This is a genomic window from Limnohabitans sp. 2KL-3 (assembly GCF_001269405.1).
Lineage (GTDB): Bacteria > Pseudomonadota > Gammaproteobacteria > Burkholderiales > Burkholderiaceae_C > Limnohabitans_A.
The window spans coordinates 164,480-190,033 of the sequence record NZ_CXON01000006.1 but is presented as its reverse complement, the minus strand read 5'-3'; the positions used below and the strand labels follow the sequence as shown (position 1 = coordinate 190,033).

At 57.0% G+C, this 25,554-nt stretch carries 30 protein-coding genes and 1 tRNA gene; 22 read left to right on the top strand and 9 right to left on the bottom strand.

The window, feature by feature from the left end:
• Positions 1-23 precede the first annotated feature (23 nt).
• The gene (locus AMM41_RS10765) at positions 24-947 is read right to left on the bottom strand and encodes a S1C family serine protease (protein WP_089957458.1); all 924 of its coding nucleotides are present in this window, start codon (positions 945-947) and stop codon (positions 24-26) included.
• Positions 948-1,002: 55 nt separating this feature from the next.
• Here AMM41_RS10765 and AMM41_RS10760 point away from each other — a divergent pair, with 55 nt between their 5' ends.
• Positions 1,003-2,076 carry a VWA domain-containing protein gene (locus tag AMM41_RS10760; protein WP_089957455.1) on the top strand — a complete coding sequence of 358 codons (1,074 nt, stop codon included), beginning with the start codon at positions 1,003-1,005 and terminating at the stop codon, positions 2,074-2,076.
• A 69-nt stretch (positions 2,077-2,145) separates the two neighbouring features.
• Here the strand turns inward: AMM41_RS10760 and AMM41_RS10755 are convergent, their stop codons facing one another.
• Positions 2,146-2,844, bottom strand: a complete 699-nt coding sequence (locus AMM41_RS10755) for a glutathione S-transferase family protein (protein WP_089957453.1) — start codon at positions 2,842-2,844, stop codon at positions 2,146-2,148.
• Positions 2,845-3,131: 287 nt separating this feature from the next.
• Between AMM41_RS10755 and AMM41_RS10750 the strand changes: the two genes are divergently transcribed.
• From AMM41_RS10750 to AMM41_RS10740, 3 genes are read left to right on the top strand one after another with little or no spacing between them, the layout of a single operon-like run.
• A complete protein-coding gene (locus AMM41_RS10750; protein WP_089957450.1) occupies positions 3,132-3,722 on the top strand; it encodes a carboxymuconolactone decarboxylase family protein in 591 nt (196 codons plus the stop codon).
• Positions 3,723-3,758: 36 nt separating this feature from the next.
• Positions 3,759-4,736, top strand: coding sequence for a tripartite tricarboxylate transporter substrate-binding protein (locus AMM41_RS10745; protein WP_228769229.1), 978 nt, complete (start codon positions 3,759-3,761; stop codon positions 4,734-4,736).
• Between the two features lie 60 nt (positions 4,737-4,796).
• The gene (locus AMM41_RS10740) at positions 4,797-5,975 is read left to right on the top strand and encodes an MFS transporter (protein WP_089957447.1); all 1,179 of its coding nucleotides are present in this window, start codon (positions 4,797-4,799) and stop codon (positions 5,973-5,975) included.
• Positions 5,976-5,985: 10 nt separating this feature from the next.
• Here AMM41_RS10740 and AMM41_RS10735 read toward each other — a convergent pair whose 3' ends face one another.
• Complete coding sequence (locus tag AMM41_RS10735; protein WP_089957444.1) at positions 5,986-6,981, bottom strand: asparaginase; 996 nt, start codon at positions 6,979-6,981, stop codon at positions 5,986-5,988.
• A 3-nt stretch (positions 6,982-6,984) separates the two neighbouring features.
• Positions 6,985-7,818 (bottom strand): 2-keto-4-pentenoate hydratase, encoded by an 834-nt coding sequence (locus AMM41_RS10730; RefSeq protein WP_089957441.1) that lies wholly within the window; start codon positions 7,816-7,818, stop codon positions 6,985-6,987.
• Between the two features lie 85 nt (positions 7,819-7,903).
• Here AMM41_RS10730 and AMM41_RS10725 point away from each other — a divergent pair.
• From AMM41_RS10725 to AMM41_RS10710, 4 genes are all read left to right on the top strand, one after another.
• Positions 7,904-7,980 (top strand) — tRNA-Met (locus AMM41_RS10725).
• A 112-nt stretch (positions 7,981-8,092) separates the two neighbouring features.
• The gene (locus AMM41_RS10720; RefSeq protein WP_089957438.1) at positions 8,093-10,621 is read left to right on the top strand and encodes an ABC transporter permease; all 2,529 of its coding nucleotides are present in this window, start codon (positions 8,093-8,095) and stop codon (positions 10,619-10,621) included.
• A 45-nt stretch (positions 10,622-10,666) separates the two neighbouring features.
• On the top strand, positions 10,667-11,071 hold the full coding sequence (locus AMM41_RS10715; protein ID WP_089957435.1) for a group II truncated hemoglobin: 405 nt from the start codon (positions 10,667-10,669) through the stop codon (positions 11,069-11,071).
• Positions 11,072-11,166: 95 nt separating this feature from the next.
• Positions 11,167-11,805: a Smr/MutS family protein gene (locus tag AMM41_RS10710; protein WP_089957557.1), complete on the top strand. Its 639-nt coding sequence runs from the start codon at positions 11,167-11,169 to the stop codon at positions 11,803-11,805.
• Between the two features lie 41 nt (positions 11,806-11,846).
• On the opposite strand, the gene AMM41_RS10705 is transcribed toward AMM41_RS10710, so the two are convergent.
• Entirely contained in the window at positions 11,847-12,674 is an 828-nt protein-coding gene (locus AMM41_RS10705; protein ID WP_089957432.1) for a symmetrical bis(5'-nucleosyl)-tetraphosphatase, read from the bottom strand.
• A 252-nt stretch (positions 12,675-12,926) separates the two neighbouring features.
• Here AMM41_RS10705 and AMM41_RS10700 point away from each other — a divergent pair, with 252 nt between their 5' ends.
• Positions 12,927-13,226, top strand: coding sequence for an H-NS histone family protein (locus AMM41_RS10700; RefSeq protein WP_089957430.1), 300 nt, complete (start codon positions 12,927-12,929; stop codon positions 13,224-13,226).
• Positions 13,227-13,369: 143 nt separating this feature from the next.
• Here the strand turns inward: AMM41_RS10700 and uppS are convergent, their stop codons facing one another.
• The gene (uppS, locus tag AMM41_RS10695) at positions 13,370-14,101 is read right to left on the bottom strand and encodes a polyprenyl diphosphate synthase (protein WP_255350441.1); all 732 of its coding nucleotides are present in this window, start codon (positions 14,099-14,101) and stop codon (positions 13,370-13,372) included.
• Positions 14,102-14,565: 464 nt separating this feature from the next.
• On the opposite strand from uppS, the gene AMM41_RS10690 reads away from it, so the two are divergent.
• From AMM41_RS10690 to AMM41_RS10680, 3 genes are all read left to right on the top strand, one after another.
• A complete protein-coding gene (locus AMM41_RS10690; RefSeq protein WP_089957427.1) occupies positions 14,566-14,916 on the top strand; it encodes an alpha/beta fold hydrolase in 351 nt (116 codons plus the stop codon).
• An 81-nt stretch (positions 14,917-14,997) separates the two neighbouring features.
• Positions 14,998-15,609, top strand: a complete 612-nt coding sequence (locus AMM41_RS10685; RefSeq protein ID WP_089957424.1) for a hypothetical protein — start codon at positions 14,998-15,000, stop codon at positions 15,607-15,609.
• An 80-nt stretch (positions 15,610-15,689) separates the two neighbouring features.
• Positions 15,690-16,145 carry a MaoC family dehydratase gene (locus tag AMM41_RS10680; protein ID WP_089957421.1) on the top strand — a complete coding sequence of 152 codons (456 nt, stop codon included), beginning with the start codon at positions 15,690-15,692 and terminating at the stop codon, positions 16,143-16,145.
• 19 nt (positions 16,146-16,164) lie between these two features.
• On the opposite strand, the gene trmL is transcribed toward AMM41_RS10680, so the two are convergent.
• Both trmL and AMM41_RS10670 read right to left on the bottom strand, forming a co-directional pair.
• Positions 16,165-16,638, bottom strand: a complete 474-nt coding sequence (gene trmL, locus AMM41_RS10675) for a tRNA (uridine(34)/cytosine(34)/5-carboxymethylaminomethyluridine(34)-2'-O)-methyltransferase TrmL (protein ID WP_089957416.1) — start codon at positions 16,636-16,638, stop codon at positions 16,165-16,167.
• 19 nt (positions 16,639-16,657) lie between these two features.
• Positions 16,658-17,170, bottom strand: coding sequence for a ComF family protein (locus tag AMM41_RS10670; protein ID WP_368664970.1), 513 nt, complete (start codon positions 17,168-17,170; stop codon positions 16,658-16,660).
• Positions 17,171-17,490: 320 nt separating this feature from the next.
• On the opposite strand from AMM41_RS10670, the gene AMM41_RS10665 reads away from it, so the two are divergent.
• From AMM41_RS10665 to AMM41_RS10635, 8 genes are all read left to right on the top strand, one after another.
• Entirely contained in the window at positions 17,491-18,405 is a 915-nt protein-coding gene (locus tag AMM41_RS10665; protein WP_089957550.1) for a class I SAM-dependent methyltransferase, read from the top strand.
• A gap of 94 nt (positions 18,406-18,499) precedes the next feature.
• Positions 18,500-18,976: a DUF2244 domain-containing protein gene (locus tag AMM41_RS10660; protein ID WP_089957410.1), complete on the top strand. Its 477-nt coding sequence runs from the start codon at positions 18,500-18,502 to the stop codon at positions 18,974-18,976.
• A 77-nt stretch (positions 18,977-19,053) separates the two neighbouring features.
• Positions 19,054-20,226 (top strand): cytochrome c oxidase subunit II, encoded by a 1,173-nt coding sequence (coxB, locus tag AMM41_RS10655; protein ID WP_089957409.1) that lies wholly within the window; start codon positions 19,054-19,056, stop codon positions 20,224-20,226.
• A 32-nt stretch (positions 20,227-20,258) separates the two neighbouring features.
• Positions 20,259-21,875 carry a cytochrome c oxidase subunit I gene (gene ctaD, locus AMM41_RS10650; protein ID WP_089957407.1) on the top strand — a complete coding sequence of 539 codons (1,617 nt, stop codon included), beginning with the start codon at positions 20,259-20,261 and terminating at the stop codon, positions 21,873-21,875.
• 11 nt (positions 21,876-21,886) lie between these two features.
• A complete protein-coding gene (locus tag AMM41_RS22260) occupies positions 21,887-21,997 on the top strand; it encodes a cytochrome oxidase small assembly protein (protein ID WP_228769228.1) in 111 nt (36 codons plus the stop codon).
• Between the two features lie 10 nt (positions 21,998-22,007).
• Complete coding sequence (locus tag AMM41_RS10645) at positions 22,008-22,637, top strand: cytochrome c oxidase assembly protein (RefSeq protein ID WP_089957404.1); 630 nt, start codon at positions 22,008-22,010, stop codon at positions 22,635-22,637.
• Positions 22,634-22,849, top strand: a complete 216-nt coding sequence (locus AMM41_RS10640) for a DUF2970 domain-containing protein (protein WP_089957402.1) — start codon at positions 22,634-22,636, stop codon at positions 22,847-22,849. Before AMM41_RS10645 ends, AMM41_RS10640 begins: the two co-directional genes overlap by 4 nt.
• A gap of 42 nt (positions 22,850-22,891) precedes the next feature.
• Positions 22,892-23,773, top strand: a complete 882-nt coding sequence (locus tag AMM41_RS10635; RefSeq protein WP_089957399.1) for a cytochrome c oxidase subunit 3 — start codon at positions 22,892-22,894, stop codon at positions 23,771-23,773.
• A 122-nt stretch (positions 23,774-23,895) separates the two neighbouring features.
• Here AMM41_RS10635 and AMM41_RS10630 read toward each other — a convergent pair whose 3' ends face one another.
• Positions 23,896-24,129, bottom strand: a complete 234-nt coding sequence (locus tag AMM41_RS10630) for a twin transmembrane helix small protein (protein ID WP_089957397.1) — start codon at positions 24,127-24,129, stop codon at positions 23,896-23,898.
• A 14-nt stretch (positions 24,130-24,143) separates the two neighbouring features.
• Here AMM41_RS10630 and AMM41_RS10625 point away from each other — a divergent pair, with 14 nt between their 5' ends.
• Both AMM41_RS10625 and AMM41_RS10620 read left to right on the top strand, forming a co-directional pair.
• Positions 24,144-24,887 (top strand): SURF1 family protein, encoded by a 744-nt coding sequence (locus tag AMM41_RS10625; protein ID WP_089957394.1) that lies wholly within the window; start codon positions 24,144-24,146, stop codon positions 24,885-24,887.
• Positions 24,838-25,551, top strand: a complete 714-nt coding sequence (locus AMM41_RS10620; RefSeq protein WP_089957393.1) for an SCO family protein — start codon at positions 24,838-24,840, stop codon at positions 25,549-25,551. The genes AMM41_RS10625 and AMM41_RS10620 overlap by 50 nt, the downstream gene beginning before the upstream one ends.
• Positions 25,552-25,554: the final 3 nt, after the last annotated feature.

Genomic DNA, 25,554 nt, shown 5'->3' with positions numbered 1-25,554 from the left:
AAGATTGCTGGGGTCATCAAAATTCAAAACGGCGACACGCCCATGCCACCGCCCGCGCTTTCAATGGTGGCGGCAAACACGATGCCAATGAAGGTGCGGGCCGAGGTGGGATTGAGGATGGCGGTCACGATGCCCACCACCTCGCCGGCCATGTTGATGAGCGGCCCGCCCGAGTTGCCGGGGTTGGCAGCGGCATCGGCCTGGATCAGGCCGCGCATCATGGTTTTACCCTCGGAGCCGAAGGACCTGTTCAGGCCCGAGACCACACCGGCCGAGACGGAGGGACCAATGCCAAAGGGAAAGCCCACGGCCACCACTTCGTCACCGGGTTGCAGGTTCTGGCTGCTGCCCAGCGTGGCGGGCTGCAGGTCATCGGGCAGGCGCTTGGCCTTGATCACGGCCAGATCGTTTTCGGGTTGCACGCCGATCACCAGCGCTTCCGATTCCGTGCCATCGGCAAAAGTGACCTGGATGCGTTTGGCGCCTTGCACCACATGCAAGTTGGTCAGGATGACGCCTTCTTCCGAGATGACCACACCCGAGCCCACACCCGTGTTTTGCATCTCGCCTTTGGGGTTTTTCTTGTCTTCGTCCTGGGTGTGCACACGCACCACGGAGGGTGCAATCAACTGCGCGGCACGGGCGGCCCGCGATGGCAGCTCTTGGGTGTTCAGGGTGTGCAGCACCGCCGCGTTGATGTCGTCTTGGGTCAGCCGCTGCGGCGCACCCACCTGCCGGGTCAGGGCCCAAGTCAGCGTGGCGCTGAGCAAGGCGCACAGCAACAAAGTGGTCCAAAGCGGAAGACGCTGCAAGCGCTGATGGATGTGGCTGGCGCTGCGGGAAGCCGAGGGTGCTGAAGGGGTGACGACCGCCGCTACTTCTGTTGCAGGCAGTTGGTGAGTCCCTTGTGCTGAAGGCTTTCGGCTGTAGAGTGCGGCGCGTTTCATCGTTGTGGGGGCCTTCGGTGATACAGTGACCTGACTTCATTGCACGCCACACAACATGCACTTTATCTGGCCCGAGCTGCTTTGGCTATTGCTGTTGATCCCCCTGTTGGTGGTGGGGTACATCCGGGCTTTGCGCCGCAAACGCACCGAGGTGGTGCGTTACTCCAGTTTGAACTTGATTCGACCTGCATTGGGTCCCGGACACCGCATCCGCAGACACATTCCCCCTGCTTTGCTGTTGTGTGCCTTGACGCTGGTGCTGCTGGGCACGGCCAGGCCCAGTGCGCGCATCACCTTGCCAGCGGACTACCTGACTTTGGTGCTGGCGATGGACGTGTCGCGCAGCATGCTGGCCGAAGACGTGCCGCCCAGCCGAATCGTTGCGGCCCAGCAGGCGGCCAAATCTTTTCTTCAGGAACTGCCCGGTCATGTGCGTGTGGCTGTGGTGTCTTTTGCGGGCAATGCGCAGCTGGTGCAGGGCGTGACGGACCAGAAAGAAGCTTTGCTGGCCGCGATTGATGGCTTTCAGTTGCAGCGCGGCACGGCCACCGGCAGCGGCTTGCTGGTCGCCCTGAACACCTTGCTGCCCGAATCGGCCATTGATTTGGAGTCGGTGTTGTACGGTGCAGAGTTCAAGTCGGGCAGCCTGACCGCGCAAGGCGGTGGCTCGGCTGGGCGTTCGCTGGACCAGCGTTCTGCGCCTGCAGCTTCTGAGTCTCCCAAGTCGGTGCCAGTGGGCTCGTACACGGCCGGAGCCGTGATCTTGTTGTCCGATGGCCGCCGCACCACCGGGCCTGATCCGGTCGAGGTGGCCAAGTGGGCTGCCTCCAAAGGTGTGCGTGTCTACACCGTGGCCTTTGGTACACCGAATGGCTTCATTCCGGGCTTCGAAGGCTTTTCTTTTTACGCCAAGGTCGATGAAGAAGCTTTGCAAAAGGTGGCCGAGACCACAGGTGCGGAGTTTTTCAGGGCGACCAACGCCAATGACTTGGCCATGATTTACCAGCACTTGTCGTCCAAGTTCACCTTGGAGCGTCGAGATACCGAAATCAGCGCCCTGATGGCGGCGCTGGCGGGTGTGTTCGTGTTGCTGGCCATGGGCTTGTCCATGCGCTGGTTCCGCCACTGAGGGGAGCGTTCAAACCCCCGCACGGGGACACTGTTGTGCCCTGCGCCGCGTGGGGTGAATCGCCGAAGTTCAGCCTTGATTGAGCCGTTCGTTTTGCGGAAACATGAACTTCTTGGCGTCCGCGTCCATCTCGGTCTTGAATGTGTATTTCGTCTTGAAGGCCTCGGCACGCTGAGCCGCCGGGCGGGCGTTGACCAAATCGAGCAGGCGTTTGATGTGGGGGTATTGCGTCCAAGTGGCGTCGCCCGTGCCCAGCACATAAGGCAGCATGCGGGCCCAGCCCCACAGGGCCATGTCCACCACGCTGTAGTGTTCGCCCAGCATGTAGGTGTTGTGCGACAAATGTTTTTCCAAAACCGTCCAGTGGCGGTGGGCTTCAAAGTCGTAGCGGTTCAGGGCGTACTCTTTGGGCTCGGGGGCGGCATGTCGAAAGTGCACCGACTGGCCAGAAAACGGGCCAATGCCACTGGCGATGAAGAGCAGCCAGGACAGTGCCGCGCCACGCTCTTTGGCTTGAGCGATCGCTGGCATAAACTTTTGTTCGCGGTCGGCCAGGTACAGCAAGATGGCGTTGCTGTCGAAGACGGTCACGTCCCCATCGGTGATGGCGGGCACTTTGGCATTGGGGTTGACGGCCAAAAAGGCGGATACAAATTGCTCGCCCTTGCGCGTGTCCACCGGCACGGCTTCAAAAGGCAGGCCCAGCTCTTCGAGCAGCAGGGCGATCTTCATGGGGTTGGGTGCGGCGTTGAAGAAAAATTTCAGCATGAGAGCATTCCATTCAAAGGGGGTGAAGGTCAAAGAGCGTGATGGTTAAAGGCGTGAGGGTTAAAGGTTAGAGCAGCCCAGCATCCAATGCCCACGTCCCCAACCCGTTCAAGTGTCGCCCAGACCCGACCTGGCTGGGGCCGCTTGCCAGTCATGTGTGTGACTCAGGGGGGCGTGCTTTGTTGTTACGTTCGCCGCTTGCTCACAGCCAGGCTGTTGTTCAAGACCGCCGAACAGACGCTTGTCCTCTTGCCAATGAATTTCATCTTTTTTCTCAGGAACCCTTCATGACCGAACGATTGGCCCAGATCCGCTATGACGATTTGCCCGCCGAGGTGAAGCCTTTGGCCGACGACATCCTCAAGGTCTCCAGTGCCGCGCTGGGCGGACCCTACAACGCCTTGTTGCGCAGCCCGGACATGGCCCGGCGTGCCTTTGATTTTCTGGATTACCTGCGCTTCAAGACCTCGGTCAACAAACGCCTCAATGAATTCGCCATCCTGATTCAGGCGCGCATTTCGAATGCGCAATATGAGTGGTGGGCACACGAAATCATTGCCCGCAAAGCAGGCTTGTCTGATGCGGTGATGCGTGACTTGCAGCTGTGCCAACGGCCGACCAGCATGCAAGACGACGAGCGCCTGGTGTATGACTTCTGCATTCAACTGTCTCTCAACCACCGCGTGCCCGATGCGCTTTGGCACGAGGCTGTGACCCAAATGGGCGAGCAGGCGGTGGTGGACCTCACGGTCTTGTCGGGCACCTATGTGATGGTGTCCATGCTGCTGAACGCCACGCAAGTGGGCATTCCCGGCGGCGGTGCTGAACCCTTGCAGGTGTTGAGCCCTCTGGAGATTCGCCAGCGTTTGTTGGCCTGATCGGTCACACTGCGGCGTTCACAAAAGGAGACACCCATGACCATTCGTTTCATCCGCACGGGCTTGGCCATGCTGCTTGCAGCCAGCGCTTTGCAAGCCTGGGCACAAGACTTTCCCAACCGTGCCATCACCATGGTGATGCCTTATGCCGCGGGCGGCCCGGGCGACACCATCACGCGTGTGTTTGCGGGGGCCATGCAAAAGCATTTGGGTCAGCAAATCGTGGTGGACAACACCGCAGGCGCTTCGGGCTCGATCGGCACCGCCAAGGTGGCCCGTGCCAAAGCCGACGGCTACACCTTGCTGATGATCCACGTCAGCCATGCGACCAACCAGGCCATGTACAAAAGCCTGCCTTACCACCCGGTGGATGACTTTGAGCCGATTGGCCGGGCCACCAGTGGCCCCATGGTGATCGTGGCACGCAACGATTTCCCGGCTAAAAACCTCAACGAGTTTGTGGCCTACCTCAAAGCCAATGCGGCCAAGGTCAGTCTTGCGCATGCGGGTGTCGGATCGGCCTCGCACCTTTGTGGCTTGATGATGATGAACGCCTTGAACGTCAAGCTCAATGAGATTCCCTACAAGGGTACAGGTCCGGCCTTGACCGATTTGATGGGCGGTCAGGTGGACCTTTTGTGTGACCAGACTTCGGGCACCGTGCCTTCGGTCAAGACGGGCAAGATCAAGGCCTATGCCTCGGCGGGCAAGACCCGCCTGCCGCAACTGCCCGAAGTTCCCGCCATTTCAGATGCGGGTGTAGAAGGTTTTGACATCAACATTTCCTTTGGGCTGTATGCGCCAAAAGGCACGCCCAAACCTGTGCTGGATCAGTTGACGGGGGCTTTGCAAAAATCGGTGAGTGATCCCGAGGTGCGCCAGCGTTTGGAGGCCATGGGCATCTCTGCGGTGTCTGCTGACTTGGCCCGTCCCGAGGCCTTGCGTGCGCACCTGAAAAACGAAATCGACACGCTGGGTGGTTTGTTGATCAAGGCGGGTGTGAAAGCCAACTGAGCGCATGCGATGGTGTTGAGGCCATGAGGTGTCCCTCTCGCCTGTACGGGAGATGAATTGATGAAAAATTGGTGGCCTTTGCTGTTGACCCTGGTGATCCAGGCCATGGTGGCCATGGCCTTGCTCACCTTGCCAGTGATGGCACCGGTGGTGGCGGAGGCCATGCAAGTCTCTCCGGCTTTGGTGGGTTTGTATGTGTCAGTGACCTATGCCGGGGCCATGGTGTCCACCTTGATGGGGGGCGCCACGGTGGCCCGTCTGGGGGCCATCCGAGTCAGCCAATGGGGGTTGATCTTGTGCGCCTTGGGTTTGTTGCTGTGCGCTGTGCCTTGGTTTCCGGCCATGGTGCTGGGGGCGGTGTTGATTGGTTTGGGTTACGGCCCGATCACCCCGGCCAGTTCCCATTTGCTGGCGCGGACCACGCCCAAAGACCGCATGTCGCTGGTGTTTTCGCTCAAGCAAACAGGCGTGCCCTTGGGCAGCATGTTGGCCGGTGCCATCGTCCCGCCTTTGCTGCTGGTCATGAACTGGCAGGCCAGCTTGGTCGCTGTGGCGGTGGTGTGTGTGCTCTGCGCTTGGGTGTCACAAGCTTTGCGCACCGAGCTGGACGGTGACCGTCGGCCAGAGACGCTGGTGCAATGGCGCAGCCTGATCCAGCCCATCCGGCTGGTGTTGGCGCACCGCGCTTTGCTCACCATGGCGTCTTGTTCGTTCATGTTTTCCATGGTTCAGCTGTCGCTGACCACTTACCTGGTGACCTTTTTGCACGATGACCTGTCTTATGGTTTGGTTGCAGCGGGCCTGGCTTTGTCGGCCACACAAATCGGGGGCATTGGTGGGCGCATTGCCTGGGGGTATGTGGCCGACCGATGGTTGGGCGCACGTCGCATGCTGCTGCTGTTGGCCAGCATGATGGCCTTGGGGGCTTTGGCCTCGGCCTTTTTGACGCCAGAAACACCGCAAAGTGTTGTGATTGGCATTTTGGTGGCCTTTGGTGCATCGGCCATTGGCTGGAACGGCGTGTACTTGGCTGAGGTGGCGCGTCGTGCACCCGCTGGCATGGCCAGCATGGCCACAGGCGGCACCTTGGCCTTCACGTTTTTGGGTGTGGTGGTGGGGCCACCGATGTTTGGGGCCTTGTCGGGCTTGTTTGGCACCTACCGGGCCGGTTTTGTCGGCCTGATGGTCATGGCCAGCGTCAGCGGCACGGTACTCTATTGGAGCCAACGCCAGCGTTGAGCATGGGCTTTCAGGCCGCCAGCAATATCTGGTCGATCCAAGCTTGAATGGCGGGACCGTCCATGCCGTGTGCCAGACCCAGCAGCATGACGATGCGCACTTTGTGCGGTGGCAAGGGGCCTGCCGTCAAAATCCCGTACTGCGCGTCGGCGTACACGCTGGCCCGCGTCACGCTGCCGGTGATGAATCGGGCGCAACGGGCCACCAGCACGCCTTGGGCGGGCAGTGATTGGATGAAGGCGCGGTAAGCCGTGGGCGTGTTGGCGTTGCCCAGACCTGCGTGCACAATGCCCTGCGCCCCGGCGGCCACAAAGGCCCGCATCGCGGTCTCGTCCACCCCTGCATAGGCCACGGCGATGTCCACCCTTGGCCAGCTGGCGGGGGTTTGCCAAGCCACCGTGGGGGCCCGTGCGGCGGCGCGAAACCACTGCACTGCTTGGTCGGCCACCTCGCCCACGGCACCGGCCAGAGGGCTGTCAAAGGCTTCTACGCTGCTCACATGGCGTTTGCCCACCCACAGGCCCGAGTGAATCCGGCCGTTCATCACCACCAGCGTGCCCCTGCCCTGTGCACCAGGGCAGGCGGCCACACTGCAAGCGTCCAGCAAATTGGCTGGACCATCGGCCGAGTAGGCGGTGGCCGGGCGCATGGCCCCCACCACCACGATGGGTTTGTGCGTGTCCACGCTCAGGTGCAAAAAGGTCGCGGTTTCTTCCAGCGTGTCGGTGCCGTGTGTGACGACAATGCCCACCACATCGGGGTTGTGCACGGCTTTCATCACAGCGGCATGCAGGTCCAGCCAGTGCTCGGGGCGCACGTCGTAGCTGGCCAATTGCATGGGTTGAGTGACCTCGATGTCGTAACGCTGACGCAGCTCGGGCACGGTGTCGACCACAGCGGCCAGGCTCAGGCTGGCGGGTTGGTAGTCGGTGCTGACCGAGGCAGCGCTGGCCGCGCCTGCGATGGTGCCGCCCGTGCCGATCAGGGCCAAACGGGGTTTTGTCATGGTTCAAGTCTCCGAAAAAATCATGTTCACGCAGCCCAGTGGGCCGTAATCGGCGCTGGCACTGTCGCCGGGCGCCAGTTCGAGCGGCACCATGCAGGTGCCGGTGGTCACCACCTGACCTTTTTGCAGCGTGATGCCCAAGTCTGACAGCTGGTTGGCCAGCCAGGTCAGAGCAATGCGCGGGTCGCCCAGCACGTTGCCGCCTGTGCCGTCACGGGTGTACTTGAGCGTGCTGCCGTGTTGGACCCGGGCGTGCACCGGGTAGGTGCTCAAGTCCAGGTCGCGCCAGAGATCGGGCGCGGCCGGGCCCAGCACAAAGTGGCGTGCGCAGGCGTTGTCGGCCAGCAGTTGCGCTTCGCCCGCTGCAGTAAAAGGGTCCAGGCGCGAGTCGGGCACTTCAAGGGCGGGGTGCAAAGTGGCCACGGCGGCCATGACTTGTTGCTGGGTGTAGGGTGCGGCTTGTGGCGGCAGGTCTTGCGCCATGGCAAAGGCAAATTCCGGCTCGGCCACCCGCATGCGGTTGCCCACAGACGGCACGGTGGCCCCGTTGTCAAACACCTGACCCGACAACAGCCGCCCGGCCATGGGGCCACTCACGTTGATGTGGGCTTGCCCGTTCGCACTGGTGGCTGCGATTTTCCAGCCTAGCACGCTGCGCCCGGAAACGAGAGGCAGCTGGGCTTGGGCGGCGTAGCCTTGTTGAGCATTCACAGGACGACAGTTCATGGGCAGGGTGATCAACACTTGATCAGATTGCCAATGTTGCCAAATGATTTGAGCGGCTTGCGTGGCCGCTTGATGCTCGGTTTGTGCGGGTTGCTTGGCTTGAATACTCATCTGTCAATTGTTGCGCGAAGTGGCACGAAAACGCGAAAAAATTTGTGTATAATTTTGGGTTTGACGGCAACGTTAAAAAAATTTAGGTGATATAGCTCAGTTGGTTAGAGCGCAGCATTCATAATGCTGATGTCGGTGGTTCAAATCCACCTATCACCACCAAATACAAAACCCGCAGTTTCACGACTGCGGGTTTTTTGTTTTGTGGGCCCCATTCGCTTGTGGCCAAGCCCCCAGCCCTGTCAGACCTTCGTCCCTCGGTTATGGTCAGGGGATGAACAATCAATCCTGGATGCATGGTTTGAAGCTGGGTGCTCGCCAGTTGTGGCGCGATTTGCGGGCGGGAGAGTTGCGCCTGTTGATGGTGTCGGTGGCCTTGGCGGTTGCTGCCTTGACAGCGGTGGGTTTTCTGGCTGATCGGATGCAGTCGGGCTTGTGGCGCGATGCGCGTCAGCTGTTGGGGGGCGATGCGGTGGTGGTGAGCGACCAGCGCACGCCCGATGCCTTTGTGCAAAAGGCCCGTGATGCCGGTTTGCAGAGCAACACCAATGTGAGTTTTCCGACCATGGCGCGGGCCATGAACGCGCCGGACGGTGCTGCGCCACCCGCGACCCGTTTGGTGGCCCTCAAAGCGGTGGAGCCGGGTTATCCCTTGCGCGGCCGTCTGGAAATCGCAGGTCAAAACGCGGCCAGCATCCCGCCCGAGGGCGAAGTCTGGGTCGATGCGGCCTTGCTCGAAGCCTTGAATGTGCAAGTCGGCCAGATGCTGGGCTTGGGTGAGCGCAGTTTGCGCATTGGCGCCACCATCACGCGAGAGCCCGACCGGGGCGCGGGTTTCATGGCTTTTGCACCACGCGTGATGATGAACATGGCCGATTTGGCCTCTACCGGTTTGGTGCAGCCGGCCAGTCGCGTGAGCTGGCGCATGGCCGTGGCGGGCAGCGATGCGGCCGTGGGCCAGTTTTTGCCCTGGGCGAAGGCAGAGGTCGACAAGCCCGAGGTGCGCGGCGTGAAAGTCGAGTCGCTGGACAGCGGTCGCCCCGAGATGCGCCAGACCCTGGATCGCGCCTCCCAATTTTTGAACCTGGTGGCCTTGTTGGCCGCCTTGCTGTGCGCTGTGGCGGTGGCCTTGGCGGCCCGAAGCTTTGCTGAGCGGCAGTTGGATGCCTGTGCTTTGCTGCGAGTTTTGGGGCAAAGCCAGCGCACACTCACATTGAGTTATGGCTTGGAATTTCTGGGTGCTGGCCTGGTGGCCAGTGTGCTGGGGGTGTTGGCCGGTTATGGCGTGCACTTGGGTTTTGTGCAGTTGCTGGCCGGTCTGGTCGATGCCAACTTGCCCGGTGCCACGCTGCAGCCCGCGCTGATGGGGCTGGCCATGGGCTTGACGCTGCTGGTGGCTTTTGGCCTGCCGCCCGTGTTGCAGCTGGCCAAGGTGCCACCGCTGCGCGTGATCCGTCGCGACCTGGGCAGCGTGCAGGTGCGCTCGGGCCTGGTGCTGGTGATGGGTTTGCTGGGCTTTGCCGCGACCTTGCTCATGGTCAGCCGCAACCTGACGCTGGGTCTCATCACGGTGGGTGGTTTTGCCGTGGCGCTCTTGGTGTTTGCCGCATTGGCGGCGGCGGCTTTGTTTTTGCTGCGCCGGGTGGTGCCCGACGAGTCGGCCCCGCGCTGGCTGCGCTTGGCCACGCGGCAGGTGGCGGCGCGGCCGGTGTTTGCGGTGGTGCAGGTCAGTGCTTTGTCGGTGGGTTTGCTGGCGCTGGCTTTGCTGGTCTTGCTGCGCACCGACCTGATCGCGAGCTGGCGTCAGGCGACACCGGTGAATGCCCCCGACCGCTTTGTCATCAACGTGCAACCTGAGCAAGCCCAGGACTTTTTGGCGCACCTCCAAAAGGCGGGCGTGCAGTCGCCCGATTGGTTTCCGATGATCCGGGGGCGGTTGGTGGCCATCAATGGTCGTGTCATCGGCCCCGATGACCTGATGGCCGACCGGGGCAAACGCTTGTTGGACCGTGAAATCAACCTTTCGCACAGTGCCGTTTTACCGGACCACAACCCCTTGGTGGCCGGGCGCTGGCAGCCCGAGGAGGCTGACGGCGTGAGTGTGGAAGAGGGCATCGCCCAAGCGCTGGGTCTGAAATTGGGTGACCGCCTGGGCTTTGACATTGCCGGTCAGCCGCACGAGGCACGGGTCACCTCTTTGCGCAAGGTGGATTGGGCGTCGATGCGGGCGAATTTCTTCATGCTGTTTCCAGTCTCGAAAATGCCCGACTTGCCCATGACCTACATGGCCGCTTTCCGCTCACCCGAGGGCGTGCCCGGTTTTGAAAATGCCATGGTCAACGCTTTCCCCAACATCACCAGTGTGGACATGCGCAGCACATTGGCGCAGGTGCAGCGGGTCATGGACCAGGTGATCCGGGCCGTGGAATTCTTGTTTGCCTTCACCTTGGCTGCAGGCCTGATGGTGTTGCTGGCCGCCGTGGGCGCAAGCCGCCAGGCGCGTGAGCGCGAATACGCCATCATGCGGGCGCTGGGTGCGGGCCGCAGCCTGCTGGCGCAGGTTCAGCGCACCGAGCTGCTGGGCATTGGCTGGCTGGCGGGCTTCATGGCCAGTGCCATGGCCCTGGTGGTGGGCTGGGCTTTGGCCCGTTATGCCTTCGAATTCGCCTGGCAGCCGCCTTTGTGGGCCCCTTTGGCTGGAGGCCTTGCCGGGGCCTTGTTGGCCTGGGGCGCGGGCAGTTTGAGCCTGGCCGGGGTGTTGCGCCAGCCGGTGGTGCAGACTTTGCGGCAAGCCGGGCAGTGATCTTTCCGGGTCAGGGCCCTTCGCAACACGTCACAATCCACCGCTATGAACATCGACGAAAAGCCCCCGTTTGACACGCCCTTTGATTGGATCGGTGGCGAAGCCGCTGTGCGTGCACTGTCTGACCGGTTTTATGACCTGATGGACATGGAGCCCGGCTACAAGGCACTGCGCGATGCGCACGGCAGCAGCTTGGACGGTGCCCGCGACAAGCTGTTTTGGTTTTTGTGTGGCTGGCTGGGCGGGCCCGAGCATTACACCGAGCGCTTTGGCCACCCGCGTTTGCGCATGCGGCACATGCCGTTCTCGATTGGTGTGCTCGAGCGCGACCAGTGGCTCGCTTGCATGGACCAGGCCATGAGCGAGTTGGACGTCGACCCGGTGCTGCGTGAGCGCTTGGGGGCCAGTTTTTTCAAAACCGCCGATTGGATGCGCAACCGGGGCGTTTGACGCCCATTTGAACTGCTGTGCCATCCGCCCCACTTGTCCACTTTCACCATCACGGTGTGCCGAGCACGCCCAAAAACGCCCTGCTAGAAGCGACCATGAAAATCACTGCACTGCAAGACCTGAAACAGGTGCGCCAACAGCTGGCCCATGCCCACGCACAAGCCCAGGCTTTGGCTGCGGCGCAAGCCTTGGCCACCCAACAGCGCGAGGCTGAAAAAAACCTGTTTGTACGTGCTGTGGGCAGCGTTCAGCGTCTGCCAACACCCAGCATGGTGAGTTTGGAAAAACCGGGACCTGCTCCCATTGCACACCAACGCCAGCTGGACAACGAAGCGGTGTTGCGCGATTGTCTGAGCGACGAATTTGATGCGAGCACCTTGCTTGACACCGATGACGCCTTGAGCTTTCGCCGCCCAGGCGTGGGCCGAGATGTGATCCACAAGCTGCGCAAAGGGGAATGGTCCATCCAGCGGGAAATTGACCTCCATGGTTTGCGCAGCGATGAAGCTCGTTTGGCCTTGTCCGAATTCATTCGCTTGGCGCACCGCCAGGGCATGCGTTGCCTGCGTGTGGTGCACGGCAAAGGCTTGGGGTCTCCCGGTAAAACACCTGTGCTCAAATCGAAAGTCCACAGCTGGCTGGTGCAAAAAAACCAAGTCATGGCGTTTGTTCAGGCCAAACCGGCCGAAGGCGGAGCCGGGGCGCTGGTGGTCTTGCTCAAGCCCGCAGGTTGAGCGCAAGCCCCAGACTGAAGGGGCAGCCGAACTGACGCCAGTCAATGCGGTGTTTGCGCCTGCTCACAAGTCACCTGAACACGTTGGCGCTGGCCGTTTTCATCCTGTCGCATGGCGCTCAGGCAGCCACCCCAGACGCAACCGGTGTCCAATGCCCAAATGTCGCTGCGTTCTTGCCAGCCCAAGGTCGACCAGTGACCAAATGCGATGGTGATGTCGTTGGTGCGCCGACCCGGTACATCAAACCAGGGCATGAAACCCTCAGGAGCCTTTGCTGCACTGTCTTTGGTGGCAAATTCCATGGCCCCCTGGGCTGAACAAAAGCGCAGCCGCGTCAAGGCATTCACCACCACGCGCCAGCGAGCCAGTCCTGTCAGATCCTCGGACCATGTGTTGGGCTCGTTGCCGTACATATGGGCCAAAAAATAAGTCAAATCGGGTCCGCGCAACACGGACTGCACCTCGTCTGCCAAAGACAATGTTTGCGCCAAGGTCCAGTCCGGCAAAACTCCGGCATGAACCGACAGCACCTCGTGTGACCACAGTGCCAGCTGTTGTTGGCGGAGCCAGTGGATCAAAACATCCCGGTCGGGTGAGTTCATCAACTCATCCAGCGTATCGAGTCGCTTGGTTCGACTGAAGCCAAATGCCACAGCCAAGGCATGCAAATCATGGTTGCCCAACACACACTGGACACTGCCTTGCAAGGCCATCAAACGCCGCAAAACGCCAGCTGAGTCTGGCCCCCTGTTGACCAAATCGCCCAAAACAATCAATTGGTCACGGCTTGGTGAAAAATCCACTTCTTCTAACAAACGGCCTAAAGGCGCATTGCAGCCTTGAATGTCACCTGCCCAGTAAACAGCCATGGCGTGCCTTTGCTTGAAAAAAGAGGAATGAAGTCTTGGTTGTCATGAAGCCATTTTGTAAAACATGGTGACCCCACGGAGCTCGAACAGACACGCCGTGTAAAACCATGACATTGGAAATTGGAGGAGATTTCAAGAAGTAAAAGATTAAGGTTGTGACATTTATAGCGTAATCAAAAAACGATCCCGACCTTGTTTTAAAAAGCTCAATTTTTGCTGTATATTCGCAGATTATTTCACTGAGAAACCATCATGACCCAATCATACAAAGAGTTATTGCAACAACGTGAAGCCCTCGAGCAAGCCATTGCCCAAGCTCGCCAAAATGAGATTTCTAGCGCCGTTACCAAAATCCGTGAACTGGTCAGTGAGTATGAATTGACGGCACAGGACGTGTTTCCTGGCCGTACCACCAAATCACAAGCGGTCAAGTCCACCAGCAAAGTGGCCGCCAAATACCGCGATCCCGCAACAGGTCAAACTTGGACAGGTCGCGGCAAAGCCCCCAAGTGGATTGAAGGCAAAGACCGTACGCCCTACGTCATTGCTTGAATTGATCGAGGTGGTTTGGGTTTTTTAAACCAAGCCATAATTGACAGAATTATTAATTTTGTTCGAATCAAACGCAGCCATTTTGATCGTGGCTGCATCAGATGCAAGCCAGCGGGCTCATTCAAAAGAATGAGCCCGTTTCTTTATAGTGGTGCTGAAGATCCAAAACGCCGATCCCGGGTTTTGAACCACTCAATGGCCTTGTCCAGTTGATCGGTTGTAAAGTCTGGCCAAAGCGCCTCACTGAAAAACATTTCGGCATAAGCTGCTTGCCAAAGCATGAAGTTGCTGATCCGGGATTCTCCACCGGTGCGAATCAACAGATCGACTTCGGGGGCATTTTCAGTGGACAGAAATCGAGACAAGGCCTCTTCGGTCAAAAGGTCCATTGATGCTTCTGGATTTGCCAAACGCCAAGCTTTAACCGCTTGGATCATGTCCCATCGGCCCCCATAGTTGGCGCAAACATTCAAGGTTATTGCTGTGTTGCCTGCAGTCTTTTCTTGAGCCATGGCAATCAGTTCCTGCAAGGGTGTCGAAAACCTGTCGGTATCTCCAAGCACTTTCAGGCGCACACCATTGGTGTTCATGTTGTTGATTTCATTTTTCAAGTAGGTCATGAATAAATTCATGAGACTGCTGACTTCATCTTCTGGTCGTTTCCAGTTTTCGGTGCTGAAAGCAAACAAGCTCAGTTGAGGAATGCCGATTTCTGCGCATGCTTTAACGATGTCTCGCACGCGTTTGGCGCCTGCAGCGTGGCCCAATGCGGCAGGCATGAAACGTTTTTTGGCCCAGCGTCTGTTGCCATCCATGATGATGGCAATGTGCTGCGGCAGTGTGTTGGTTTTTTGGAGGGACAAGGGCTCGTTCAATGGTGGGGATTGATATTGGATTTTAGTAGCATCGGCAAATCCAACGGACTGCGCTTTGGAGCATCATTGTGCCGCCTGTCTGTGCCTGTGGCTAATTTTGAAGCGGAGTCTTGGAATATGAAAACTAAAAAGTTGAAATTTTTTGGGTTTTCTTTCATTCTTCTTTTGGCCACTGGCTGGGGACTCTTTTTGTTGACGCCGGATCGGTCTGTCCAAAAGTAGTCAGAGCGATGGGCAAAGCCGCCATCGGAATTTGTTGAGTTCTAAGGTATGCAGCTGCACATCAGGGCTGAGGGGCCTGTTAATGATCCCATGCCTTTGCTCATGCTGCAGGGCACATCCGACAGTTTGCACACATGGCAAGGTTGGGCTGAACGTTTGCGTTTGAAGCATCGCCGCGCCGAGTGGTGTTGAGCAGTGTGCGAAGTGTGTAGGGTGAGTCAGGCCGAGTGAGCGAAGAGCTCATGGATCGCTTTTTTGAATTGGTTTTGCGCAAGGGCAAGCGTGCCGCTTTGCCGCAACGCATGCTGCAAGTTAGCCATGGCACCCGTGCGCAGGAGATCCCCAAAATCCGTCAATCAACCTTGATTTTGTGGGGAGGGCGGGGTCAACTGATTCCTGCAAGCAATGCCTGCTTTTTTCACCGCGATATTGTGAACAGTGAAATTCAGGTGTTGGATCAATGGGGCCATGTACCCCAGGAGGAGGATCCACAAGCCAGTCTTGCGACAGCCAGTGATTGTTTGTCAAGACAAGGCCTGTGCAGCGACTGGTGGTATGGTGAACGCAGTGCCATACCCTGGTTGCACATTTGACCCACAAAGGCCACTGATGCAACCCCTTTAGGGCACCGAGACAAAAAATGATGGCCCTTCAATGTCGTTCAAGGAGTATCCATGAACTCACAAATCCAAGAATTTTTGGACCGTATTCAACAACTGGAAGCGGCCATTGAACAAGAGGCAAAAAGTCGACGTCAACAGTGGAAGGCGGACTTTGAAGAGCACAAAGTGCGCTTTGAAGAGGAAGTATTGGCTCAGCAAAAGCGCTTCAAAGAGGGCTTGTTTGCCTATGTATTGACCGCAGAGTGGCGTCATGTCTTGTGCGTGCCATTCATTTACCCCGTGTTGTTACCGATGCTGCTGATGGATGTCTTTGTCACGGTCTATCAGTGGATTTGCTTTCCCTTGTGTGGGATTCCCCGTGTCAAGAGATCGGCATATTTTGTCTATGACCGAAATCATTTGGCTTATTTGAATTGGCTCGAAAAGATCAATTGCGCCTACTGTTCTTATGGCAATGGACTGATCGCCTATTGCCGGGAAGTCGTTGGTTTGACCGAAAAATACTGGTGCCCCATCAAACACGCTCGCCGCAGAATGCAGGCGCATGCTCACTACCATGGATTTTCCGATTACGGTGACGCTGAAAATTACCGCGCCGAGTTGGCTCGCCTCAGAGGCGAGCTTTTGAAGATGCGGCAAGAAGCTTGGGATGGCCATTCTTGACTTCAAATGTCTGAAGCAGAGCCAAGGCCTTGTCACTTGCCCGACACCCTTGTTGCCTTGATTTACCTAAAGTCATCGACATGAAAAAATTTGAGACTTTGGCCGAATTGGCCGATTGTGTGGGTCAAGATGTGGCGGCGACTGAATGGGTGGAGATCACTCAAGAGCAAGTCAATCAGTTCGCTCAGGCCACGGGTGATCATCAATGGATCCATGTGGATGTCGAACGGGCCAAACAGGGACCGTTTGGGGCACCCATTGCACATGGTTTTTTGACCCTGTCCTTGTTGTCTCAGTTTTTCGACAAGACCATCGTGGTGTCTTCGGCACGCATGGGCGTGAACTACGGGCTGAACAAGGTCCGCTTCATGGCCCCTGTGCCGGTCGGCAGTCGCTTGCGGGCCCATTTGCATTTGCATTCAGCCACACCCATTGAAGGCAATGGCTTGCAATTGCAATGGAATGTGACCGTAGAGCGTGAGGGCATCGACAAGCCGGTTTGCGCTGCCGAGTCCTTGGTTCGCATTTACGCCTGACCAGGCCTTCTCAGCCGGGTCATGCACTGGCCCCACCAAAACCGTTTTGCCGCCAGGCTTCAAAGACGGTCACAGCCACGGCATTGGACAAGTTCAAGCTACGTTGCCCCGTCAGCATGGGCAACTTGATTCGTTGATGGGGTGAAAATTGCTCGCGAAGCTCGGGAGCGAGACCTCGTGTTTCCGAGCCAAAGACCAGCCAGTCACCTGGCGCAAAATTGACCCCATGCGCGGCACGGCTGCCGCGCGTGGTCAGAGCAAACATGCGTTCGACCGCAGGCTGTTCCTTGCGCAAAAAAGAGGTCCAGTCGGCATGGCGGCGCAATTCGGCGTACTCGTGGTAATCAAGACCTGCTCGGCGCATGTGTTTGTCGTCCATCGAAAACCCCAGGGGTTCGATCAGATGCAGTGTGCAGCCGGTGTTGGCTGCCAAGCGGATGACATTGCCGGTGTTTGGGGGGATTTCGGGCTCAACCAAGACAATATGAAACATGGCAGCTATTGTGCCTGTATCAAGACTCAACGGCTGCCTCGGTTCGTGCCAAGACCAAGGCGCTGACTTGGGCTGCACCCGCTTGAAGTAGCACCCGTGCTGCGGTATTGAGTGAGGCGCCTGTGGTCATGACATCGTCGATCAAGACAACGTTTTTGTTGCGCAGCACAGAGGCTCGCAGGGGATCAACCGCAAACGCACCCACCAAGTTGGCCAATCGTTCTGTCCGGGGTAAGGTCCGCTGCGAAAGCGTGTCGCGCGTGCGCAGCAGCAAGTGGGCATCGGCTTTACCGGCGTCAAGCTGACGTGCCAAAAGCCAAGCTTGGTTGTAGCCGCGTTCGGCCAAACGTTGCTTTGAGAGGGGGATGGGCAAAATCCAGTGGGCTGCGTCCAATGCGTCATCGGCACCAGGCGCACTGAGCATCAGGGTGGCCAAAGGCCGGTCCCAGCCTGCTTGGTGCTGAAATTTGAAGCGAGAAATCAGATCCACCCAAGGCCATTCGTAGCTGGTGGCGGCGAGACAAAGCGTCAAGGGCGGTGGGTTGCGCAGACAGAGCTGACAAAGAGGATGAGGGTGAACCAATGGCAAGGCACAGCTGAGGCAGCGGTGCCGAGGCTGCGCAAAGCGGCTGATGCACATCTCGCACAAAGACGCTTGGGGCCAGCGATGACAGATGGCACAACAACTGGGCAGGGCCTGCCATAGGCGACTTGGTTTGAACCTTTCAACCATTGCACGGACATGTGGATACCGTATGAACCTCATGAAATCAATATACTTCCCCGAGCCCCTGATCACAAGTGGACATTGTTGTTCTGTGCTTGAGGTCTTTTATTTACCTTGTCATGGCCATGTCTGCACCTGAATGCCCCCCCTCGTTGGACCCCATTGCCGCTGCCCGATGGTCTGCGCACTCTGCGGCGCTTTTGTCGCCTTGGTTGCACGAAGAGGTGGCCTCTCGCATGCAAGAGAGATTGGCGTTCATCAAGCTTCAGCCGACGCAATGGGTCCATTGGGGGCCTTTGCAGGGCGGGTTGCAGTCGCATGAGGCTTTGCAAAGGCGCTACCCCAAAGCGCAAGCTTGGGTCAGCAGCGAGCAGCCCCAGCAAAGTTGGGTGGCCCAACAAGTCCTGCAAGGCAAATGGTGGCACGCCAAACGATGGTTTGGACCCCGCCTGAAGCACGGCTTGCCGCCAGACGGCCAGGCGAACATGTTGTGGGCCAACATGCAATTGCACACTTCAGCACAGCCACAAAACCTGCTGAAAGCATGGCACAGAGCTTTGGCTGTGGATGGTTTTTTGATGTTTTCTTGTTTGGGCCCGGATACTTTGCGTGAGTTGCGACATGTTTACGCCCAGCATGGGTGGCCAGAACCTGCCCATGAGTTCACCGATATGCACGATTGGGGGGACATGCTGGTGGAGGCGGGTTTTGCTGAGCCGGTGATGGACATGGAGCGCATGACTTTGAGCTATGAAAGCCCGCAGCGCATGCTGGCCGAATTGCGCAGTTGGGGGCGAAATCTGAATGTTCAGCGGTTTCAAGGTTTGAGGGGACGGCGCTGGCGGGATCAACTGAATCAAGCGTTGATGATGCTGGCACGTCCTGAGGAAGGCGGCCGCTTGACGCTGACATTTGAAATTGTGTACGGGCATGCCCTCAAGCCATCGCCCCGCATTCCCGTCCATTCGCACGCGGTCATCGACCTTGAGCAGATGCAGCAAATGCTGCGCAACAGGCCACGGATACCGGACAAAGTTTGAGTTGAATCAAAACACCCTTTGTTCTCGGGTAAAATCCGCCCGTTTCAGAGGCATTTTCAGCCTTTCAGCGTGTTAGTTTATTGAAAGTTGACGCGTGTCAAATCCAACGTATCAGTTTGCTCAAGAGACGGGACATGCCATTCATTGGCAGCTTCGGCGCAATTGCTCGGTAACACCGGCCCAGCTCGGTTGGTTTTACTTGTCTTTGTGTGTCTTTTCTCTCGGAATTGGTTTGTTTTTTTGGTATTTGGGTGCAACGCTGGTTTTAGCGTTTGCGGGTTTTGAGATTGCGGTGGTCGGCGTGGCTTTTTTGATCTATGCACGGCACGCCACTGATGGTGAAAAAATTTTGATCCAAGGTGGCCAATTGGTGGTCGAGTGTGAATCTGCTGGCCGTCTTGAGCGGGCAGAATTTGAGCGTCAATGGGTAAGGGTAGAACCCAAATCCGGTGACCACAGCTTGATCGAGTTGTCGGGCCAAGGTCGATCCATCGAGGTGGGGCGTTTTGTACGGCCCGAGTTGCGTCAGGTTTTGGCGCGAGAAATCAGAAAGGCATTGCGCTCTGCGTGATGCTTCGCGGCAAATGGGATAAAACCCGGTTTGTCAGAGGTGTGAGTTCAACAGTGTCTTGGAAGTTAGTGAGAACCATGAAGAATATTTCCAACCAATTGGCTTCGCTGCTATCCCGCGCGGGCATTTTTGCAGGCGCGTGGGCAGCCACTGCGGCTTATGCGGTCAACGATCTGCCGGGCGGCCCAGCTGTCAATCAGCTCAACTTTGCCCCTGCAGCAACCAAAATTGCCGAAGAGCAGCATTGGCTGCATTGGTTCATGTTGATCATTTGCACAGTGATCTTCATTGCTGTGTTTGCGGTGATGTTTTATTCCATTTGGAAGCACCGCAAGTCTGTTGGCCACAAGCCCGCTACCTTCACAGAATCCATCACGGTGGAAGTGATCTGGACTGCCGTGCCTTTCCTGATTGTGATTTTGATGGCGCTGCCCGCAACAAAAGTGCTGGTGGCTCAAAAGGACACCACCAACGCTGATCTGACCATCAAGGCCACTGGCTACCAGTGGAAGTGGGGTTACGACTACATCAAAGGCGAGGGCGAGGGCCTGAGTTACATCTCCACACTGGATTCGTCGCAGCGAGCCATGTCCGATGCTGGTAAGCCCGAAGGCGACGATTACCTGCTCAAAGTAGACAATCCTCTGGTGGTTCCTGTGGGACAAAAAGTGCGTGTGATCACCACTGCCAACGACGTGATTCACGCGTTTGCAGTCCCCGCATTCGGTATCAAGCAAGACGCCATTCCTGGTTTTGTTCGGGACACTTGGTTCCGTGCTGAAAAAACCGGCGATTTTTATGGTCAGTGCCAAGAACTGTGCGGCAAAGAGCACGCTTACATGCCCATTCATGTGAAGGTTTTGTCTGCTGCTGACTACGCCGCTTGGGTGGATACTGAGAAGAAAAAACAAGCCGCCAAAGCAGATGATCCTGCCAAGGTCTGGGCCTTGGACGATTTGTCCAAGCGTGGTGAAAAAGTCTATGCTGCCAATTGTGCGGCTTGCCATCAAGCCAACGGCAAAGGTGCAGGCGCGATCAAGGCGATCGACGGTTCTGCGGTCGTGCTTGACGCTGACAAATCCAAGCAAATCGCAGTGATGTTGAACGGTCAGAACAATGGCGCCATGCCCGCATGGAAACAGTTGTCTGATACCGAAATCGCTGCTGTGATTACCTACACCAAAAACAACTGGTCAAACAAGACCGGGCAAATCGTGCAACCGGCTGAAGTTTTGGCCGCTCGCAAATAAGCCGTACCGTATTCAAATCAAAGGAAATCAAGATGAGTGCCGTTCTAGACCATCACGATCACGCCCATGACGACCACGGTCAGGCGCCTGCGGGCTGGCGTCGTTGGGTGTATGCCACCAACCACAAAGACATTGGTACTTTGTACCTGTTGTTCAGTTTTGCCATGCTCATGATTGGTGGCGTGCTTGCGCTGGGCATCCGTGCCGAGCTGTTCCAGCCTGGCCTGCAAATCGTGAATCCTGAGTTGTTCAACCAGTTCACGACCATGCACGGCATCATCATGGTGTTTGGCGCGATCATGCCGGCCTTTGTGGGCTTTGCGAACTGGATGCTGCCTTTGCAAATTGGTGCCTCTGACATGGCCTTTGCCCGCATGAACAACTTCAGCTTCTGGCTGATGATCCCTGCTGGTGCCATGTTGGTCGGTTCGTTCTTCATGCCCGGTGGCGCACCAGCTGCGGGTTGGACCTTGTACGCACCTTTGACCCTGCAAATGGGTCCATCGATGGACGCTGGTATTTTTGCCATGCACATCCTGGGTGCCTCGTCCATCATGGGTTCGATCAACATCATCGTGACCATCTTGAACATGCGCGCTCCTGGCATGACCTTGATGAAGATGCCCATGTTCGCTTGGACATGGTTGATCACCGCTTACTTGTTGATTGCTGTGATGCCCGTGTTGGCTGGCGCGATCACCATGACATTGACAGACCGCCATTTCGGCACCAGCTTCTTCAACCCCGCGGGTGGTGGTGACCCAGTCATGTACCAGCACATTTTCTGGTTCTTTGGTCACCCTGAGGTGTACATCATGATCTTGCCGGCCTTCGGCATCATCAGCCAGATCGTGCCTGCTTTTGCTCGCAAGAAGTTGTTCGGCTATGCCTCCATGGTGTATGCCACTTCGTCCATCGCTATTTTGTCGTTCATCGTGTGGGCTCACCACATGTTCACGACCGGTATGCCTGTGACTGGCCAGTTGTTCTTCATGTACGCCACAATGTTGATCGCTGTGCCGACCGCTGTGAAAATTTTCAACTGGATCGCGACCATGTGGCGTGGCTCCATGACGTTTGAAACCCCGATGTTGTTCTCTGTGGGCTTCATCTTCGTGTTCACCATGGGTGGTTTCACCGGTCTGATCCTGGCGATGGCTCCTATCGACATCCAGTTGCAAGACACTTATTACGTGGTTGCTCACTTCCACTATGTGTTGGTGGCGGGCTCCTTGTTTGCTTTGTTTGCAGGCTTTTACTACTGGGCTCCCAAGTGGACTGGTGTGATGTACAGCGAGACACGCGGCAAAATCCACTTCTGGTGGTCCCTGATCTCGTTCAACGTGACCTTCTTCCCGATGCACTTTTTGGGTCTGGCCGGTATGCCACGTCGTTACGCTGACTACCCCATGCAGTTCACCGACTTCAACATGATCGCCTCGGTGGGTGCCTTCTTCTTTGGTTTTGCTCAGGTGTATTTCTTCGTGTTTGTTGTGCTGCCCGGCATGATGGGCAAGGGCGAAAAGGCCCCACAAAAGCCTTGGGAAGCCGCCGAAGGCCTGGAATGGGAAGTGCCATCGCCCGCACCATTCCACACCTTTGAAAACCCACCCAAGCTGGACGCTACAGCAACCCGCGTGATTGGTTGATGGACATGGCCATGACACCTGAACAAAGAAAAAGCAACGTGCGCCTGGGCTTGATCCTGGCTTCGGTTGCGTGCGCTGTGTTGATTGGTTTTGTGGCCAAGTTGTTGCTCTTGAATTCCTGAAAGACCCAAGATGAACCTGCGTGGTGAAAATCTGAAGATGGTGGGCAAGCTGGCGGTGGTGACCGCAGGCATGTTCTGCTTTGGATACGCGTTGGTGCCCATCTACAAGGCCATTTGTGAAATGACAGGCATCAACATCCTGTCCATTTCTGAAACGCAAATTCCCGGCAATGCCAAAGCAGGCAAAGCGGCTGAGGTTTTGCGAAACAGCCAGGTCGACACCACGCGCACCATCACCGTCGAATTTGATGCCAACGTGCGTGGTCCTTGGGAATTCAAGCCTGAAAAGCGTTCCATGCAGGTTCACCCCGGTGAACTGAGCACCGTGATGTATGAGTTTCAGAATGTGCAAAACCGCCGAATGGCGGCTCAAGCCATTCCGAGCTACGCACCTCGTCAAGCCGCCAATCACTTCAACAAGCTCGAGTGTTTCTGTTTCAACCAGTACACCCTGGAGCCCGGTGAAAAGAAGTCTTGGCCCGTTGCCTTTGTGATCGACCCCAAGTTGTCCAAAGATGTGACGACCATCACGCTGTCCTACACCTTCTTTGAGGTCGGTGGCAAGACACCTGCAGCACCGACAGCGCCGTTGGCAGCTGCAGTGCAGACCTTGCCGGTCAAGACAGGATGGGGTTCATGACCACGCCTGTTCGCAAAACTTCTTGGCTGCGCACCATTCAGGCCGTGTTGTGGTCATTTGTCGGGCTTCGCAAGAATTCCGAGTACCAGCAAGACATTGAAAAGCTCAACCCATTCCACATCATTGGTGTGGCCATCGGTGTGGCATTGTTGTTTGTTCTGGGGCTGATTGCCCTGGTCAATTGGGTGGTGGTCCAGCCCACTGGCCTTTAACCCACAAAGTTTGATTTCGAATAAGAGAGAGCAGGAGTTCCTATGAGTTCAGCAGCACACGGCAGCACGCCTTACTACTTTGTACCGCACGAATCGCGTCACCCCGTGATGGCTGCGATCGGCTTGTTCTTCCTGATTCTGGGAGCAGGTCAGTGGATCAACGGTGCCGATTGGGGCATGTATTGCCTGTTCTTTGGCATGGCTTGGTGGTTGATTGTTTTGTACCAATGGTTCTCTGAAGCTGTGCACGAGAGTGAAGGCGGCATGTATGGCCACAAGATTGATCTGTCTTACCGTTGGAGCATGACTTGGTTCATCTTCTCCGAAGTCATGTTCTTCGGTGCATTTTTCACGGCACTGTGGTGGGCTCGTTCGCACTCTGTGCCTGCTTTGGGCAGCCTTGAGAATGCCTTGCTTTGGCCAGACTTTAAGGCCGCTTGGCCGAGCTTGGTGGCTGGTGCGACCACTTCACCCGCCGGGATCATCGAACCCTTCCAGACCATGGGCCCGTTTTGGTTGCCCACGATCAACACCGCATTGTTGTTGACTTCAGGTGTCACTTTGACGGTGGCGCACCATGCATTGCAGGTGGGTGATCGCAGCAAAACCATCAAGTTCATGTGGATGACTGTATTGCTGGGCGTGATTTTCCTGTTTGTTCAGGGCTACGAATATGCACACGCTTGGGGCGATCTGAACCTGAAACTGTCGTCTGGTATTTATGGCTCGACTTTTTACATGTTGACTGGTTTCCATGGCTTCCACGTCTTAGTGGGTATGTTGATGCTCTTGTTTATCACCTTGCGCTTGCAAAAAGGCCACTTCACCAAAGACCGTCATTTTGGTTTTGAAGGTGCAGCTTGGTATTGGCACTTTGTTGACGTGGTCTGGCTGGGCTTGTACATCTTGGTTTACTGGATGTAAAACCGCCATGGCCCCATAAAAAAAGCGCCCTAGGGCGCTTTTTTATTGATGGAAAGGCTGAAAGCTTTTGAATCGATGGTGCCGGTGACGCAAGCCAAAGTGGATCAAATGGTGTGGATCGTTCAAGCGCCCGGTGGAATACCTGTGGGCTGAATCCAGCCCATCTTCCATGAAACCAGAACGCAGATGAAGAGGACAATCGAGAATCCGACGCGAAAGGCGAGGGCAGTGGCCATATTGCCCTTTTTAGGGGATTGACCTTCGACAGGTGGGGCGCTGCCCCGCATCATGTAAAACAAAGCCGAGCCCAAGCTCAACACAATGCCGATGAAGGCGATGACAACCAGTATTTTCATGAGCACATTATCTTATGACTGACAAGACCCCCAATTGGCAAAGATGGCTGCTATTGGGGGTGGCCGCTTTGGGTGTGCTGATCACGTTTTCTCTGGGGCTTTGGCAAATGGGGCGAGCCGCTGAAAAAACAGCTTTGCAAAATGCCAAGCAACAGCAATCAGACCAAGTGGTTCTGGATGGCCGCAGTTTGGGCACAGGCGAAGAAGAAGCCTCCCAGCGACAAGGATTGATTCATCGGCGAATGGCACTCAAAGGCCATTGGTTGCCTGAACATACGGTGTTTTTGGACAACCGGCAGATGAATGCCAAACCCGGATTTTTTGCATTGACTCCCTTGAAATTGGACGGCTCTGGTGCAGTGGTGTTGGTGCAGCGGGGTTGGGCACAAAGGTCGTTCAACGACCGAGCGGCTTTGCCTGTGCTGCAAACGCCAGGAGGTTTGGTGGAGGTACAGGGACATTTGGCCCCATGGCCTTCAAGGCTCTATGACTTTGGCGCCATCGAGACAGGGCCAATACGGCAAAATCTCGACTTGACTGCTTACAGGCAAGCAACAGGTTTGCCCGTGCTCGAAGTGACTTTGTTGCAATCCGGCCCGGCCTCAGAAGGCTTGTTGCGCGAATGGCCCGTGGTGGCCAGTGGTGTTGAAAAGCACCATGGATACGCTTTTCAATGGTTTGGCCTCAGTGGCCTGATCGCTTTACTTTATGTCTGGTTCCAAATTGTCCAACCCCGCCGCCAAAAACGACCTGTCTGACAGCCCACTGGCCATGACCGTGCATGACATGCCCCATTCGAGCGAGGTGGTGCAGGCTGATGCCCAACGCACCCGTATGGGGCGATGGAAAATGATCGCCATGTTGCTGATTTGCGCATCGCCGGTCATTGCCTCCTATTTCACCTACTACGTGATTCGCCCCGAGGGGCGTCGTGTCTATGGCGAGTTGATTCAGCCGCAAAAAGACATGCCTCAAGTCTCAGCCAAAAACCTGCAAGGAGAGTCGGTGACCTTGGCGAGTTTGAAGGGTCAGTGGTTGCTGGTGAACGTGGGGCCTGCTGCGTGTGCCGAGCGTTGTCAGGAAAATCTGTATTTTCAGCGCCAGTTGCGTGAAATTTTGGGTCGTGAAAAAGACCGTTTGGACCGCGTGTGGCTCATCACCGACGACGCGCCCGTGGCCCAAACCTTGCTGCCAGCGCTCAATATGGCACATGTGCTGCGCCTTGATCTGGCCACCGTGCAAAGCTGGATGCAACCAGCCGCTGGACAACAGTTACAAGACCATTTGTATGTGATCGACCCCATGGGCAACTTCATGATGCGTTTTCCGGCGAACATGGACGTGCCCAGCGCCTCCAAAGCCAAACGAGACCTTGAACGCTTGCTCAAGGCCTCTTCGTCTTGGGACCAGGCGGGGCGCTGAAGC